This window comes from Geobacillus sp. Y412MC52, from assembly GCF_000174795.2.
Classification (GTDB): Bacteria; Bacillota; Bacilli; order Bacillales; family Anoxybacillaceae; genus Geobacillus; species Geobacillus thermoleovorans.
In genome coordinates this window covers 1,383,840-1,399,888 of record NC_014915.1, presented here as the reverse complement: position 1 = coordinate 1,399,888, position 16,049 = coordinate 1,383,840, and the positions used below count along the sequence as shown (strand labels likewise).

Sequence of the window (16,049 nt, the reverse complement as noted above, 5' to 3'; positions counted from 1 at the left end):
AATATATAATTTAGATAAAATCCATCTCATTTTGCGATCAATCAAAAGGAGGGAGAAAAATGGAGCTGCGGCAACTGCAATATTTCGTGGAAGTCGCCCGGCGCGAACACGTCTCCGAAGCCGCCGATGCCCTCCATGTCGCGCAGTCGGCGATCAGCCGGCAAATCGCAAACTTAGAAGCGGAGCTTGGCGTGCAGCTTTTTGAACGGGAAGGGCGGAACGTGAAGCTCACCCCCATCGGCCGCCATTTTTTGCCGCACGCCGAAGCGGTGTTGAAGGCGGTCGATGATGCAAAGCAACAAATCGAAGAATATTTAGACCCGGAGCGCGGGACGATTAAAATCGGGTTTCCGACAAGCCTGGCAAGCCACATGATGCCCATGGTCATCTCCGCCTTTAAAGCGGAACACCCAAACGTCTCGTTCCATCTCCGCCAAGGGTCGTACTATTATTTAATCGAAGCGGTGAAAAAACGGGAAATTGACTTGGCCTTTCTTGGACCGATTCCCGCACGCGAAATCGGCATCAAAGGAGAAATTTTATTTTCTGAACCGTTTGCGGCCCTCCTGCCGAACAGCCATCCGCTCGCTCGCCGCGACCGGATCGTGTTAAACGAACTGCGCCACGACCCGTTTGTTACGTTTCCAAAGGGATACATTTTGCATCAAATCGTCATTGATGCTTGCCACCAAGCCGGATTTTCGCCCAACATTTCATCGGAAGGCGAAGATCTCGATGCCATTAAAGGGCTTGTCTCCGCCGGCATCGGCGTGACCCTCTTGCCGGAGAGCGCCCTGTCGGAAAGCTTGCTTCGCTACGCCGCCAAAGTGCCGATTGAAATGCCGCAAGTGAAGCGAAATGTCGGCATCATCGTCTCCGACCATCACGAGCTCGCCCCGTCGGTGAAAGTGTTTTACCGGTTTGTGAAAGACTTTTTCTCCGAGCTGGAGCGGTATCAGCTCAGGTAAGAAGCACCAAAGAAAAAAGAAGGGGAGACATCTCTTCCCCCTTCCCTCTAAACAAGATGAGAGCGTTCTTTATTTTGCAATTTTGACCATTTCTTTCGCCGCTTCGCAAGCCTGTACGACCTCTTCCAATGGTTTTCCTAGCCCCGCCTCAACAGCGGCGATATACGCCCCTTCCACCAAGGGAGCATCGGCGATTCGGACCCGCTCTTTTCTGTCTGCCATCTCAAGAGCCAATTCGGCGTTTAGCAGAGCGCTTCCAAGGTCGAACAAAACAACGGTCCCTTTTTCGGAATAAACTGATTCGATCGCCTCCTGTATATGAAGGGCATTCGTTCCGATTTCGCCATCGCTGCCTCCCGCTGCAGCAATGCGCACGTCTGGAGCTATTTGCTTAAGCAGCTTCTTTAATCCTTTGGCGATTTCTTCACTATGGGAAACTAAAACAAGACTGACATAGTTCATCCATAAGCCCTCCTTATGGCTCAACAACCTTTGCTAAGGCAACAAACAATAAGTAGCTAGACGCTGAACCAGGATCAATATGGCCGATCGAACGTTTCCCTAAATAGGCGGCACGCCCCTTTTTCGCTTCCAATGTTTTCGTTTCTTCCATTTTTTGTTTTGCCAATTGTGCTGCCTCTCCAGCAATCAACCGTCCTTTTTCTTGCAAAAACATCACGACTGGCTCCCACACATCAATCATTGTCTTTTCACCGACCTGCGCCTTTCCGCGCGCTTTCAGTCCAGCCAATGCTTCTCCTAATGCTGCAATCCATTCTTGATCATTCACTTCTTGTCTACCAGCAAGAGCTTGCGACATTTTTAAAAAAGCCGTCCCATATAACGGCCCTGAAGCTCCCCCCACTTTGGCAATCAAAGTCATTGCCACATCTTTCAACAATGTTCCGACATCTTCATAGCGATTGGAAGAAATCTTATCCACCGCTTCTTGAAACCCACGTGCCATATTCAATCCGTGGTCGCCGTCGCCGATGGCTTGATCCAACTCAGTTAAATACTGTTTCTGTTGCTGAAAAAGTTCATTCGTTCGATCAATCCATGCTTTCGCTTGCTCAATGCCTAATTTCATCTTCTGCTCTCCTTCCGCTCAGCATGTTTTAAAGGCTGCTGCGTCAGCCGGCGAACGAAGCAAGTCGATCATCTCGTCATCGAGCTTCAACAGCGATATGGAGCACCCCGCCATCTCCAATGATGTCATATACTCCCCGACAAACGTCTCATGAATGTGAATCTGCTTTTCTGCTAGCCACTCAGCAACACGTTTATGAACAATATACAGCTCCATCAATGGCGTAGCTCCGAGTCCATTGATCATGACCGCCACTTGATCTCCTTGATTGAGTTTCATATCTTCAACAATGCGGACAAGCAATCCGTCTGCAATGTTCTCTGCTGGCTGAACAGTGACTTTCTCAATTCCCGGCTCCCCATGAATGCCGATTCCGACTTCCATCTCATTCTCACCCAACGCAAACCCTGGCGTTCCGGCAGCCGGCACAATGCAAGGGTTGAGCGCCACCCCCATGGAACGGACGCCTTGAATGGCTTTTTTCGCTGCTGCTTCCACTTCTTCGAGCGAAGCTCCGCGTTCTGCCAATGCTCCAGCAATTTTATGGACAAACACCGTTCCCGCTATCCCACGACGTCCTGTCGTAAACGTGCTGTCTTCGACCGCCACGTCGTCATTCACAATCACTTTGGCGACCCGGATTCCCTCGGCCTCAGCCAATTCGGCTGCCATTTCAAAATTCATCACATCACCGGTATAATTTTTGATGATTAGCAATACCCCATTCCCACTATCTACGGCTTGAATAGCGGCCAAAATTTGGTCTGGCGTCGGCGACGTAAACACTTCTCCGCAAACAGCTGCATCCAGCATTCCCTTTCCGACATACCCAGCGTGTGCCGGCTCATGGCCGCTTCCGCCGCCACTCACAATCCCAACTTTCCCTTTCACCGGGGCATCCTTCCGGACAATCACATTCGTCCCCGGAATTCGTCTCACTCGCCGAGAATGGGCGGCCACAAATCCTTCCAACATATCATCCACTACGCGCTGCGGATCATTGATCAATTTTTTCAAGATTCCTCTCCCCTTTGATCAAGAATCATAAAAAGGAATTCCAGCCTAATATTTGGCAGAAAAAATCGCGATTTCTCCCGATCAGGCCAGCCGTACAACCGTCCGGCCGCGCAGTTCGCCGCGCAAAATGCGCTTAAGCGCTTGCGGCAATTCAGCGAGCGAAATCTCTTGAGCAATCCGCTCCAAATCCGGTTTTAAGTCGCCAGCGAGCCGTTCCCAAATGCGCAAACGCAAATCCATTGGACAATAGACGGAATCAATGCCAAGCAAACTGACGCCGCGCAAAATAAACGGATGGACCGTCGTCGGCACTTCCGCCCCTCCGGTCAGTCCGCTCACCGCCACGGCTCCGCCGTAGCGGATGCGGCTTAACACCGTGGCCAGCGTCCGGCCGCCGACCGGATCGACTGCCGCTGCCCAGCGCTGCTTATCAAGCGGACGAATGCGCTCAGCCGTGACGTCCTCTCGCGTCAACACTTCTTTCGCCCCTAAAACGCGCAAATAATCGTGCTCCGCCGCTTTGCCTGTGCTCGCTTCCACCGTGTAGCCGCGCTTCGCGAGCATCGACACGGCCAGACTCCCGACGCCGCCCGTCGCCCCCGTGACGAGCACCGGCCCGTGCTCCGGGGTCAGCCCGTGCTCCTCAAGCCGGTGGATGGACAACGCCGCCGTGAACCCAGCCGTCCCGATCGCCATCGCTTCTTTCAACGTCAACCCTTTCGGCAGCGGCACGAGCCAATCGCCATGCAGCCGGGCGTACTCGCTGTAGCCGCCAAAATGGGTGACGCCAATTTCATAGCCGGTCGCAATCACCTCATCCCCTTCGCGAAACCGCGCATCGTTTGAGGAGACAACGACCCCAGCCAAATCAATCCCGGGCACGAACGGATACGTTTTCACAATTTTGCCGTCCGGAATGGACGCCAATCCGTCTTTGTAGTTGACGCTCGAATAATGGACGCGGACAAGAACGTCGCCTTCCGGCAAATCATCCATGGACATCGTCTGCACACCGGCGGTAAATTCTGTTTCGGTTTTGTTGACAACAAACGCTTGAAATGCGGACATCATTCCTCTCCCTTTCTCCATGCATTCTTCCCTCATGTCATTCGACAAACAAACGCCGGATTCCTTTTGATGGCTGATTTTATGGTTTCGATCCTTCATCCAGCGGGACTCTTTACGGCCGATTTTACGAATCATATGGAGCTTCTTGGCTTTGCCCAACGTTCGCCGCAAAGCCGCATATCGTCGGCGAATGAAGGCGCATTGGCTCCCTTTGAAAAACAACGATTTCGTTCCTACGCTGGCAACAGCGATATAGCGAAGCCCAAGGTCAACCCCCATCACCTTTGTTTCGTGTCGCGGCTCCACTTCAAAGGTGATGGTGATCGCCAAGTACCATTTCTTTCTCTTTTTGTAGAGCTTGGCCGCCCCTTGTTTGGCGGTTCCATTGATCAGCCGATTCAGCCACGCTTCTTGATAGGAACGCGTGACCACCGGCACGCCGACTCGCTTCTCTAATGTTGGGAATGAAACCGTATAGAACTCTCCCTTTCGCTCGACGTTCCAATTTTGATTGTTGAAGCAACACCATAATGTTTTAAACCTTTTTGCCTTCTGATGTTTCCTTTGAGACTTCACTTCTCGAATCGTCTGATTGACGACAGCGGAAGGAAACCGCTGCGACGAAAACTCTTTAAATCGTTTGCTCGTCGCTTGATTCAGTTCTGGATGATTCAACAGCCAATTCGCAAAGGCGGTATTCACTTCTGTCATCCGTTCGTACATGTCTTGTTTGACTTTCGTTGGTTTGTGCAGTTCCAGCCTTAGTGTGATCGTCGGCATGGATTCACCTCCTTGCGACGATTACTTGATACCGTTTTTTCATAATCATTCCATATAAGAAAACGGCTCGCTTTCATGGGGCTGACCCAAAAGGCTGTCTGCCTTCAGGATAGACACAAAATATAGTGCGAAAAAAGCAGTCAGTGCGTATATATAGAGACGAAAGAGGGTGTCCCGATCCTTTTGGGACACCCCCCTTTCTCGCTCGCGGGTCTGTAAAATAGCTCTCGTTCGCCGTACCTCATCCTCTTTCGTCAAACACACAGAAATTGATGATCGGGGAGGCGCTCCTAAGAATCTCCAATCTCGATGTACAAGCGCATAGGGGGGAGAACATTCCGCCCTAGCGGCAGCCGCCTGCTTCTATGTTTTTCCGAAAGCAAACAAAACGTCAGCCGTTGATCCAGCTGACGTTTTTCGTTTTATTGAACGGCCGCTAGCGCCCCGGTTAAGACACGCACCACAAACGAAAGTTCATCATCCGTGATGCAAAGCGGCGGCGACAGCGTGAGTACGTTGTTGTATCCGGCGACTGTCGTTCCGTTTTTGCCAATGATGAGGCCGTTTTCTTTGCATCGATGGATCACTTGATTGACAAGCGACACATCAAGAGGCTCTTTCGTCGCCTTGTCAGCAACAAGCTCAATGCCCACAAGCAGCCCTTTGCCGCGCACATCGCCGACATACGGGTGGTCGGCCAAGTTCGTTTTTAGCTCATCAAGCAGCCATTCCCCTGCCTCGCGCGAGCGGTCAAACAGCCGCTCTTCCTCCATAATCTCGATGTTTTTCAGCGCCACCGCACAAGCAGCCGGGTGGCCGCCAAATGTATTGACATGGCGGAAATAGTCGTATTCGCCTGTTCCTTTGAACGCGTCATAAATATCCTTGCGAACAGCGGTGGCCGCCAACGGCAAATACGCGCTCGTAATGCCTTTCGCCATTGTGATGATGTCCGGCTTGACGCCGTAGTGTTGAAATCCAAACGCTTTTCCCGTCCGGCCGAAGCCGCAGATGACTTCATCGACAATAAGCAAAGCCCCGTGTTTTTCACACACTTCTTTGACCGCTTTCATATACCCGTCCGGAGGAATGAGCACACCGCCCCCGGTGATGATCGGCTCCATAATGACGGCCGCAATCGTTTCGCTCAACTCCCACGTCATGACATCATCAATGGCCTTTACCGCCCGCAGTCGGCGCGGATCGTCCGCCGCATCCGGGTCTCGGTACACATCCGGCGGCGGCACGTGGATGAAACCTGGGGCGAGCGGTTCGTATTTGTATTTCCGCTGCGCCTGTCCGGTGGCTGAGAGCGCCCCCATGGAATTCCCATGGTACGCCCGGTAGCGAGAAATGATTTTGTACCGATGATGCTCCCCACGCTGCTGATGGTATTGGCGGGCGATTTTAAACGCCGTTTCGTTCGCTTCCGACCCGCTGTTGGAAAAGAAAATCACATACTCATCGCCTAACAGTTCGTTGAGCTTTTCCCCGAGCTGAATCGCCGACAAGTGGCTTTGCGTCAACGGGAAATACGCCAGCGTCTTCAGCTGCTCATACGCCGCTTCGGCAAGTTCCTCGCGCCCGTAGCCGACGTTGACGCACCAGAGCCCGGCCATCGCATCCAAATACTGATGGCCAGCTGCATCCGTCACCCAGCAGCCTTTCGCTTCGGCGGCAATCAGCGTTGCTTGTGGGTTATATGGCTTCATCGAATGCCAGATATATCGGTCATCTTTGTCGAGCCACAGTTGGTGGGTTTGTTCAGTTTGCATGATTCTCTGCCCCTTTCACCCAACACAGGTTAAAAATCAAACCGGGAAGTAATCATCTTTTTGCGCGTGTAAAAATTCACGCCATCTTTTCCATTCACATGAAGATCGCCGTAAAACGAATCTTTCCAGCCAGAGAACGGGAAAAACGCCATCGTCGCCGGCACGCCGACGTTAATGCCCAACATCCCCGCATCGGCCTCTTCACGGAATTTCCGGACGGCCTTCGCATCCTTTGTATAAATCGTCGCCCCGTTCCCATATCGAGACTTCCGAATATAGCTGAGCGCTTCATCTAAATCATTGGCCCTCAGCAAACTTAATACAGGTGCGAAGATCTCTTCTTTCGCGATCGTCATATCCGGGGTGACATAATCAAAAATCGTGGGACCTAAAAAATTGCCTTCGGGTCTATCATCCATTTCCTTTCGCCCATCGCGCAGCAATACCGCGCCCTCTTCAATCCCCTTCTGAATGTAGCCTAGCACCTTTTCACGGTGAGACTGCCGAATGACCGGGGTTAATAACACTTCCGGATCCATGCCATTCCCAATAATCAACTCATCCGCTTTTTGTTTCAACCGACGGACGAACGTTTCATTTTCCCCGACAATCACGACTGCACTGCAAGCCATGCAACGCTGGCCCGCGCTGCCAAACGCTGAGCTGATCACATGTTGTACGGCCGTCTCTACATCCGCATCTGGCATGACAATATGATGATTTTTCGCCCCCGACAACGCCTGCACTCGTTTGCCTTGCGCTGCTGTCCGTTCATACACATACTTGGCCACTGGCTGTGAACCGACAAATGAAATCGCACGAATATCCTCATGATCAATCAAGGCGTTGACCACCTCATGCGCTCCATGAACGACATTGAGCACCCCAGGAGGGGCACCTGCCTCCGTAAACAGTTCTGCTAACTTATTGGCCAAAATGGGCGTCCGTTCCGATGGCTTCAATACAAACGTATTGCCGCACACAATCGCCAACGGGAACATCCAAAGCGGCACCATCATGGGGAAGTTGAACGGAGTGATCCCTGCCACAACTCCCAACGGATAACGAAACATTTCCGAGTCAATCTCTTCCGCAATATTCGACAGCGATTCCCCCATCAGCAAAGTCGGAGCGCCGGCCGCAAACTCCACGCATTCAATCCCCCGTTGAATTTCTCCGTACGCTTCTTTATACGCTTTGCCATTTTCCTGTACGACAAGCTCCGCTAATTCCTCATGATGCTGGTTTAACAAATGGTGAAATGAAAACATAATCCGCGCTCGTTTGGGAACAGGGACATCTTTCCACGTCGCAAACGCTTTCTTGGCTGCTTGCACCGCTTGATCGACATCCTCTTTGGTTGAGATCGGAACACGCGCCAACACTTCCCCAGTCGCCGGGTTCGGGACTTCTAGCGTTTCTGTGCCACTCGATGCCACCCACTGTCCGCCGATATAGTTTTTGAGAACCGTTGTTTCCGGTTTGGTGATGGACATCAGATTCTCCTCCTTATTCCTATCTTTGTTCATGATCTAAATATTTTGTATTGTTACACAAAATTATCCTCCAGTTTTTGATTGCCTTCACTAGACAAAGCGTAAAAGCGATTAGCCTATTTATTCCACAATGTGACCAAATTTTGAAAATGTGCGCGCCTTGGACTGAGATTTTCATATCGGTGGAGAGCAAAAAATTGCTCATGGATGTTTTTACGAAAGAAATCCCCCTAGAAGCCTACGGCATCTTCTGCTTTTCGCTTCTCAGGGGGGAGACTTCTTACTTACAATCTTCGCAACCGATCATGCTGCACATATTTGTTTTCCATACTTTGCGATTGTAAATATTCATATGCCTTGATCATAAACTCAATAGCGAGCCGTTTTTCCGGATTCATAAAATCCTCTCCTAAAAGCGACTCTAGTTTTTGGATTCGATGATACAGCGTTTGCCTAACGACAAATAGTCTTTGTGCGGTTTCTTTTTTTGAACCGTTACACGCCAAATATACCTTTAACGTTTCCAACAAGTTTCCATTATATTTTTCATCGTATTGAAGAACAGGCTCTAAGTATTCCATGACAACTTCATACAAATCATTGTATTTATGAATAAGGGAAATAATTCGATAGATATGCAAATCCTCATAAAAACAGCTATTGGCTCTGCCGCCAAGATGATGTTGAATTTTGATCGTCTCTAAAGCCGTCCGATAACTTTTGTCCATATGAGAAACATTTTCGATAAATTTTCCGACCCCGACAACAAATTGAGGTAATTTCTTCTTTTGAATATAATCCGATTCAAGCAAAGAATTCAGTCCTATTTTCATTCGACTTTTCCATGTTTTCATTTCCCTGTTATTGATCATAATAAATACGATGCTGCTGTGAAAATCGACAGGAAATGTCGAAAAACCTTGTTGTTCAAAAATCGTCCGGCATAGCATTTTAAAATAAATCATGTCTAAATTCGAGCATTGCTTCATTGAAGATTTAAAACGGACAACAAGCACTGTCCCTCCTTTTGGATTTGGCTCTGCCCCATACTCAGCCAAATAACTAAACACATTTTCAATGGGATGCTCTCCCTCTAGCCAGCTTTTCAACCACTCATTTTCTTCTACTCTCTTTTTTTCATCGACATACAAATCACGAAGCAGATGCTGTGCCAGCGCAGTTGCCGTACGATCCAAAATCAGCAGATCAAATTCGCTGATTTCCTTTCCGGTTGACACAATGGATAGCTCGGCATATTCATTCCCGAGAAATTGGATCGGTTGGGTGGCCACTCTTTTCTTGGAAGCTGCGTTGTCGTCAACTATCAACTGTTCTTCCTTAAATGTTTTGCTGTATTTAGGAAATATCTCCACCTCTCTGCCGTTTATTTTAAAAACCACTTGATGTCCCGAATAGTGGTGCAATAGTTTTAAAATTTCACTATAATGGTCCATTGAAAGTAATTTTTTGTTTAATTGCTGTGAATATGATTCTAGTCCGGAGATGATTTCATAGTGTTGGTTAATTAAATAAGTGTGGATGTCTTGGGTGATCTCAACGAAAGGCACTTCTTTGAGAAAGAGAATGATCGGAAAGTGATGCGCATTCGCTAAATCGATTACTTCTTGCGGAACAGAAGGAGTATGCATACCGATTTCAATACATAATCCCGAAGCGTCACAGTTGATAAGCTGTTCTACAAACGATCGAAACAGTTCCTTATTTTCCTTCCATCCTACCCCAGTAGATAAAATCAGCTCTTTTCCGTTTAACAGATGATGGATTTTCGCAACCTCGACAACATGAACCCATTTTACAGTGCGGTTGAGCCCATTATGCCCTGCAACCACTTCAACATGTTCAAAATGTTTCCGCTTTAGAATATCAGAAACCGTTAATGTAGGAGTCTTCATACACTTTGTTTCACTCCCCTTACACCAATCATGGCAATGCCATTTTAATATTAGGCAGCGTAAACGGTCGCTCCTGCTTCTATCACAAATTTTTATGTAACGGCTTGGCTATATATGGCCTTCTACGTTTCATTATACAGAAAGCAACATCATCGATCTCGTTTTATGTTATGAGATGTGACATTCATTTAGGCGATTCGCGCTCTGTTTCATGAAAATCAAAGCGCCGGCCCTGCCTCTATAATGATGGAGGATATATAGAGGAACTCGTTCCGGCGCTTATCGCGATGTGCATCGCTCTTCTCTCTATTCGTGGTGTTTTCTGAGCTGGCGGATTAATAATGACGAAAAATATTTGCGTGCATCAGCGTTTGTAATATGCAGTGTTTGGATATCTCTTGTTTCTGACAAAGAGTCTTCTTTCTCAAATTCAACAAACGATCCGCTTAAATTTTCTTTTACGCTTTTCATATAGTATCCTTGTTCAATTAAGTAATCGATCTTTTCTCGCTCACGTAGAAACTGATGGTAAGTCATCACACACCCCCCGCTTCTCGTCGTGACCCGCATCCTTACCGCCAGGCACAGCTTGTTGGTGTTCAATGATTTATTTACGTTAGGACATTTTCACCACATCTTGGTCGGCCATTAGCGCCCCATATTTCGCGCGTTTAACATATTGGCCGTACCCCGGTTTCCCGACAAATTGTTTATCACGTACCACAAATTCTCCTCTACATAAAACCGACACAGGTTCCCCTGTTACTTTCATTCCTTCAAACGGATTATAATCCACAGCCATATGGTGTGTTTCGGCTGAAATCACCCGTTCAACCGTTGGATCAAAAATGACTAAATCCGCATCCGCACCGACGGCAATGGTTCCTTTCTTCGGGAATAGACCAAACAATTTGGCGATTCTTGTTGATACAATATCAACAAACTGGTTGAGGGTAATTCTCCCTTTTTTCACTCCTTCACTGAAAAGAATACTCACCCGATCCTCAATAATAGGACCACCATTTGGGATTTTGGTAAAATCTCCCCTTCCTAATTCTTTTTGGCCTTTAAAATCAAATGAGCATTGGTCAGATCCGAGCGTTTGCAGCTGGCCGTTTTTCAAGGCATTCCATAGCACTTCTTGATGCCATTTCTCACGAAGCGGCGGTGACCATACATATTTAGCACCTTCAAAATTCGGCTTTTCTAAATAGGACTGATCGAGCACCAGATACTGGGGACAAGTTTCGCCCCATACATTCAACCCCTTATTGCGCGCTTCAGCAATTTTCTCTACCGCTTGAGCACACGATACATGAACGACGTACAATTGCGAACCAGCGAGTTCTGTCAATTGACAGGCGCGCCCCGTCGCTTCTCCTTCTAGCTCTGGAGGTCTCGTTAATGCATGATAAATCGGATCAGTATGCCCGTCCTCCAAGGCTTTTTTCGTTAAATAGTCAATCACGTCTCCATTCTCGGCATGCACCATGACAAGCGCTCCGAGTTCTTTTGCCGCGACTAGCGTCCGATACAAGGTTCCATCATCAGCTTGAAACACATTTTTATACGCCATAAATACTTTAAAGGAGGTAATTCCTTCTTCTTCGATCACTTTTGGAAGCTCTTCAAGCACATCGTCCGTTATTTCACTGATCATCAAATGGAACCCGTAATCGATCACCGCTTTCCCCGTCGCTTTGTTATGCCAAGTTTCAATCGCTTTTTTCAGGGGCTCACCTTTATTCGTTAAGCAAAAATCAATAATGGTCGTCGTCCCGCCAAATGCGGCGGCAATCGTCCCCGACTCAAAGTCGTCTTTTGTCACAGTGCCGCCAAACGGCATATCTAAATGGGTGTGCGGATCAATGCCTCCTGGAAACACATAACAACCTGTGGCATCAATCACTTCCGCTCCGCTCTCATCTAAATTTCTCCCGATTACTGCAATTTTCCCACCTTGAATGAGGAGATCGGCTTCATATATATCTGTAGCGGTGACAATTGTTCCATTTTTTATCAATTTTGTCATCATGATACCCTCCTTCATTTATAATGATTTGATATCCACACTGCAACCGCTTAGCCGGCCAAGGGCCGCTTGCCGTTCATTCCATGTCATCGGGGGATGTTCGCTTGGCACTTCGACCATCTCAATCGCTCCGTCAACCGGACAGACGATGGAACATAAATTGCATCCTACACAATCTTCTTCGCGCACTTTTAAATATTCTTTTCCGTTTTCGTCTACGAGACGCTCAATGCATTGATGGGAAGCATCTTCACAAGAAATGTAGCACTTATTGCACTGAATACAGCGCTCACGATGAATTCGCGCCACAACCTTATAATTGAGGTCCAAATCTCCCCAATCAGAATACTTTGACACTGATTTCCCTACAATATCCATTACGGAAGCAATTCCTTTTTCATCAAGATAGTGATTCAACCCTTCAATCATATCCTCGATAATCCGAAACCCATGGTGCATAACCGCCGTGCACACTTGAACTCCTGTCGCTCCCATTAACATAAACTCAACGGCATCTCTCCAATTGGAGATCCCGCCAATTCCCGAAATCGGAATGCGGATACGCGGGTGTCGCGCGCATTCGGCCACCATATTTAAAGCAATGGGTTTTACTGCTGGACCGCAGTATCCCCCGTGCGCCCCCTTTCCTGCTACATGTGGAATCGTATTCCACGTATCTAAGTCCACCCCCATGAGACTATTGATTGTGTTGATCAAACTGATGGCATCTGCCCCGCCTTGGGCAGCCGCTTCAGCGGTCGCCGTAATATCGGTAATATTAGGAGTTAATTTGACAATGACAGGGGTGCGTGCCACCTCTTTGACCCAATATGTTTGTCGTTCGACCAATTCTGGCACTTGACCTGATGCCGATCCCATCCCCCGTTCCGCCATTCCATGCGGACAGCCAAAATTGAGTTCCAACCCATCCACGCCCACATCTTCTACTCGCTTCACAATCTCATGCCATTTTTCGCGCTTAGGCTCGACCATCAAAGAAGCAACGACAGCCCGGTCAGGAAAACGTTTTTTCGTCTCATAAATTTCCTTTAAATTTTCCTCAAGAGGACGATCCGTGATTAATTCAATATTGTTAAAGCCCATGACTCGCTGTCCGTTAAAACTGATTGCCGCAAATCGGGACGATACATTCAAAATAGGTTCCCCTAATGTTTTCCATACCGCTCCTCCCCAACCCGCCTCAAATGCCCTTTGCACTTGATACCCCGAATTGGTGGGAGGGGCGGAAGCGAGCCAAAATGGATTGGGGGACTTGATTCCCGCTAAGTTAATGCTTAAATCAGCCATTGCCGTTCCCTCCTCTCATTTAGGCCGTTTCGCTTACTGCCTTTGTCAAATATCGATGAATCCCGTAAGCTGCTTCCTTCCCTTGCTGCGCTGCCACCACCACCATCGCTTCGCCTTTTCCTCTTTCAAAAATCACATCCCCACAAGCAAACACCTTCGGATTCGACGTTTGATAAGTTTCAGGATTCACCTTGACTACGCCATGATCATGCTCTAATCCAAAAGCTTCAATCAATTCGATATGGCGCTCTTGCCCAATGGCTTTAATGACAACATCAACCGGCATAATAAATTCCGATCCCTCAACCGGAAGAGGGCGGCGGCGGCCATCAGCGTCTGGTTCTCCCAATTCCATCCGAACGCATTCAACATGAGTAACCTTGCCCTTACTGTCGCCAATAATCCTTTTGGGTGCTGTTAGCCAGCGAAATTCGACACCATCCTGTTTGGCAAACTCATACTCAAATTCATAAGCTGTCATTTCTTCTTTCGTCCGGCGATATAAAATTTTTACATTTTCCGCTCCTAGACGCACCGAACAGGTAGCTGCATCAATCGCGGTATTTCCCGCACCTATCACAACTACCCTTTTCCCCACCAGCCGATCAGTCAACGGTTTTGTTTTCGTCTCTTTAATCAACTCAATGGCATCATATACTCCGTCCAAATCTTCTCCCGGGATTCCTAACTTTGGCACTTTCCCCATGCCAACAGCTAAAACAACAGCATCATAATTTTCTAGAAGCTCGTTTACTTCAATATCCTTACCAACCCTTGTATTCGTGCGGATTTGCACGCCTAAGCTTTTGATTTGATTGACTTCCCACAACGAGATATTTTGAGGGAGGCGGAAAGAAACAATGCCATACGTGTTTAGCCCGCCTGCTTGGTTCTCCGCTTCAAAAATGGTCACTTCATACCCAAGACGAGCTAGTTCTCTGGCCGATGATAATCCAGCAGGGCCGCCGCCGACAACCGCCACTGTTTTTCCATTTTTTCGTCCCGCTTGGAATAACACTTCTTTATTTCGGATCGCCCAATCGGTCGCATATCGCTGCAATTTTCCAATCATAATGGGTTTTGTAGAATGATTTAAAACACAAGCCCCTTCACATAATTCCTCTGTCGGACACACTCTTGCACAACTGGCGCCAACCGGGTTTGACAACATAATGGTTTTCGCTGACCCTTTTACATTCCCAGAAGCAATTTTTTTGATAAAAGCGGGGATATCAATCCCTGTCGGACAAGCTCGAATACAAGGAGCGTCATAACAGTACAAACATCGATTCGCTTCTTCCATTGCTTCTCGATCTGTCAAGCCAGGCTCTACTTCTTCAAAGTTCTTTTCCAAACGTGATTGCTCCATCTCCATCCCCCTCCACGCGTCATTTTTAAAGAAAGGGAATAGAGTCATTCCCTCCTCCCCTTTCTCGTTGCTTTCTATGGAAGTAAAGCCGTCATTTCACTATAGGTTTCCGGACGACGATCACGGTAAAATTGCCAAATATCGCGCACTTCCCGAATCATCTTCTTATTCATGACGCCAATCACCACTTCATCTTGATCACGGCTGCCCATGGCCACAAAGTTCCCTCTAGGATCAACCAAGTAAGACTGCCCGTAAAACTCTCCCATGTTCCACGGTGCTTCATATCCAACCCGATTGATGGCAGCCACGTAATAGCCATTGGCAACGGCATGAGCCGGTTGTTCCAGTTTCCATAAATATTCGGAGAGACCTGCTACCGTAGCGGATGGATTGAACACAATTTCAGCGCCTTTTAGTCCTAAAATTCGCGCTCCCTCTGGGAAATGACGGTCATAACAAATATAAACGCCGATCTTGGCAAATGCGGTATCAAATACCGGATAGCCTAAATTTCCAGGCTTAAAATAAAATTTTTCCCAAAATCCACAGCCCTCGTTTCCTACCCCGACATGCGGAATATGCTGTTTGCGATACTTTCCTAAGTAGGTTCCATCGGCATCAATGACAGCTGCCGTATTATAGTAAGTAGCAATTCCTTCCCTTTCATAAATCGGTAGAACGATCACTACCCCCAGCTGTTTTGCTATTTCCTGAAACATTTTGGTCGTCGGACCATTTGGAATTTCTTCCGCCGCCTCATACCATTTTGTATTTTGCTCGGCGCAGAAATACGGGCCATAGAAAATCTCTTGCAAACAGATGATTTGTGCTCCCCGATCTTTTGCCTCCTTGACAAGCTTGACGTGCTTTTCAATCGCCTTTTCCTTATGAACCTCGACCGGCTCGTCCCCATGCACATTATGAGAAGCTTGGATCAAACCAATGGTCACTTGATCAGCCATGCTCCAATCACTCCTTCTTCATTTTATCTGGTTTCACAATTAGGCTGAACTTTAAGAATATTCTACATAGTAAATCACCAGCTTTTCATTATACACTTTGTTAAATAATAGAAAACATTGATTGTTCACTATGTAAATTTCAGCGAAATAAATATACAGCTAGACGAAGTTGCTCCCTAGGATTGAGAACATCAAAATGTGAGGAATAGTTACACATTTTACATAATGAATAGATTTCTCTTTTTCTTATTTGACAAATCGTATAATG

13 protein-coding genes and 1 pseudogene are annotated in these 16,049 nt (G+C 47.7%); 1 reads left to right on the top strand and 13 read right to left on the bottom strand.

Annotated features, from left to right (window positions below; translation table 11 throughout):
- The first annotated feature begins 59 nt into the window (after window positions 1–59).
- Entirely contained in the window at window positions 60–968 is a 909-nt protein-coding gene (locus tag GYMC52_RS06940; RefSeq protein ID WP_013523530.1) for a LysR family transcriptional regulator, read from the top strand.
- A gap of 69 nt (window positions 969–1,037) precedes the next feature.
- Here GYMC52_RS06940 and dhaM read toward each other — a convergent pair whose 3' ends face one another.
- The 13 genes and pseudogenes from dhaM to GYMC52_RS06875 all read right to left on the bottom strand — a co-directional run bounded on the left by dhaM (window position 1,038) and on the right by GYMC52_RS06875 (window position 15,781).
- Window positions 1,038–1,430: a dihydroxyacetone kinase phosphoryl donor subunit DhaM gene (dhaM, locus tag GYMC52_RS06935; RefSeq protein WP_013523529.1), complete on the bottom strand. Its 393-nt coding sequence runs from the start codon at window positions 1,428–1,430 to the stop codon at window positions 1,038–1,040.
- Between the two features lie 13 nt (window positions 1,431–1,443).
- Complete coding sequence (gene dhaL / locus GYMC52_RS06930) at window positions 1,444–2,058, bottom strand: dihydroxyacetone kinase subunit DhaL (RefSeq protein WP_013523528.1); 615 nt, start codon at window positions 2,056–2,058, stop codon at window positions 1,444–1,446.
- Window positions 2,059–2,076: 18 nt separating this feature from the next.
- Window positions 2,077–3,075 (bottom strand): dihydroxyacetone kinase subunit DhaK, encoded by a 999-nt coding sequence (dhaK, locus tag GYMC52_RS06925; protein ID WP_013523527.1) that lies wholly within the window; start codon window positions 3,073–3,075, stop codon window positions 2,077–2,079.
- Between the two features lie 81 nt (window positions 3,076–3,156).
- Window positions 3,157–4,143, bottom strand: coding sequence for an NADPH:quinone oxidoreductase family protein (locus GYMC52_RS06920; protein WP_041469580.1), 987 nt, complete (start codon window positions 4,141–4,143; stop codon window positions 3,157–3,159).
- A gap of 66 nt (window positions 4,144–4,209) precedes the next feature.
- Window positions 4,210–4,923 (bottom strand): annotated as a pseudogene (locus tag GYMC52_RS18540) (YhdH/YhfP family quinone oxidoreductase); the annotation flags it as partial.
- Window positions 4,924–5,345: 422 nt separating this feature from the next.
- Window positions 5,346–6,698 carry an aspartate aminotransferase family protein gene (locus GYMC52_RS06910; RefSeq protein WP_013523525.1) on the bottom strand — a complete coding sequence of 451 codons (1,353 nt, stop codon included), beginning with the start codon at window positions 6,696–6,698 and terminating at the stop codon, window positions 5,346–5,348.
- A gap of 29 nt (window positions 6,699–6,727) precedes the next feature.
- Window positions 6,728–8,194: a CoA-acylating methylmalonate-semialdehyde dehydrogenase gene (locus GYMC52_RS06905; RefSeq protein WP_011230922.1), complete on the bottom strand. Its 1,467-nt coding sequence runs from the start codon at window positions 8,192–8,194 to the stop codon at window positions 6,728–6,730.
- Window positions 8,195–8,478: 284 nt separating this feature from the next.
- Window positions 8,479–10,107, bottom strand: coding sequence for a PucR family transcriptional regulator (locus tag GYMC52_RS06900; RefSeq protein WP_013523524.1), 1,629 nt, complete (start codon window positions 10,105–10,107; stop codon window positions 8,479–8,481).
- Window positions 10,108–10,413: 306 nt separating this feature from the next.
- Complete coding sequence (locus GYMC52_RS06895; RefSeq protein ID WP_011230920.1) at window positions 10,414–10,644, bottom strand: hypothetical protein; 231 nt, start codon at window positions 10,642–10,644, stop codon at window positions 10,414–10,416.
- Between the two features lie 79 nt (window positions 10,645–10,723).
- Complete coding sequence (gene hydA, locus GYMC52_RS06890) at window positions 10,724–12,139, bottom strand: dihydropyrimidinase (protein WP_041469429.1); 1,416 nt, start codon at window positions 12,137–12,139, stop codon at window positions 10,724–10,726.
- Window positions 12,140–12,157: 18 nt separating this feature from the next.
- Window positions 12,158–13,447 carry an NAD-dependent dihydropyrimidine dehydrogenase subunit PreA gene (gene preA / locus GYMC52_RS06885; RefSeq protein WP_013523521.1) on the bottom strand — a complete coding sequence of 430 codons (1,290 nt, stop codon included), beginning with the start codon at window positions 13,445–13,447 and terminating at the stop codon, window positions 12,158–12,160.
- A gap of 19 nt (window positions 13,448–13,466) precedes the next feature.
- Window positions 13,467–14,816, bottom strand: a complete 1,350-nt coding sequence (locus GYMC52_RS06880; protein WP_011230917.1) for an NAD(P)-dependent oxidoreductase — start codon at window positions 14,814–14,816, stop codon at window positions 13,467–13,469.
- Between the two features lie 74 nt (window positions 14,817–14,890).
- The gene (locus GYMC52_RS06875; protein ID WP_013523519.1) at window positions 14,891–15,781 is read right to left on the bottom strand and encodes a nitrilase-related carbon-nitrogen hydrolase; all 891 of its coding nucleotides are present in this window, start codon (window positions 15,779–15,781) and stop codon (window positions 14,891–14,893) included.
- Window positions 15,782–16,049: the final 268 nt, after the last annotated feature.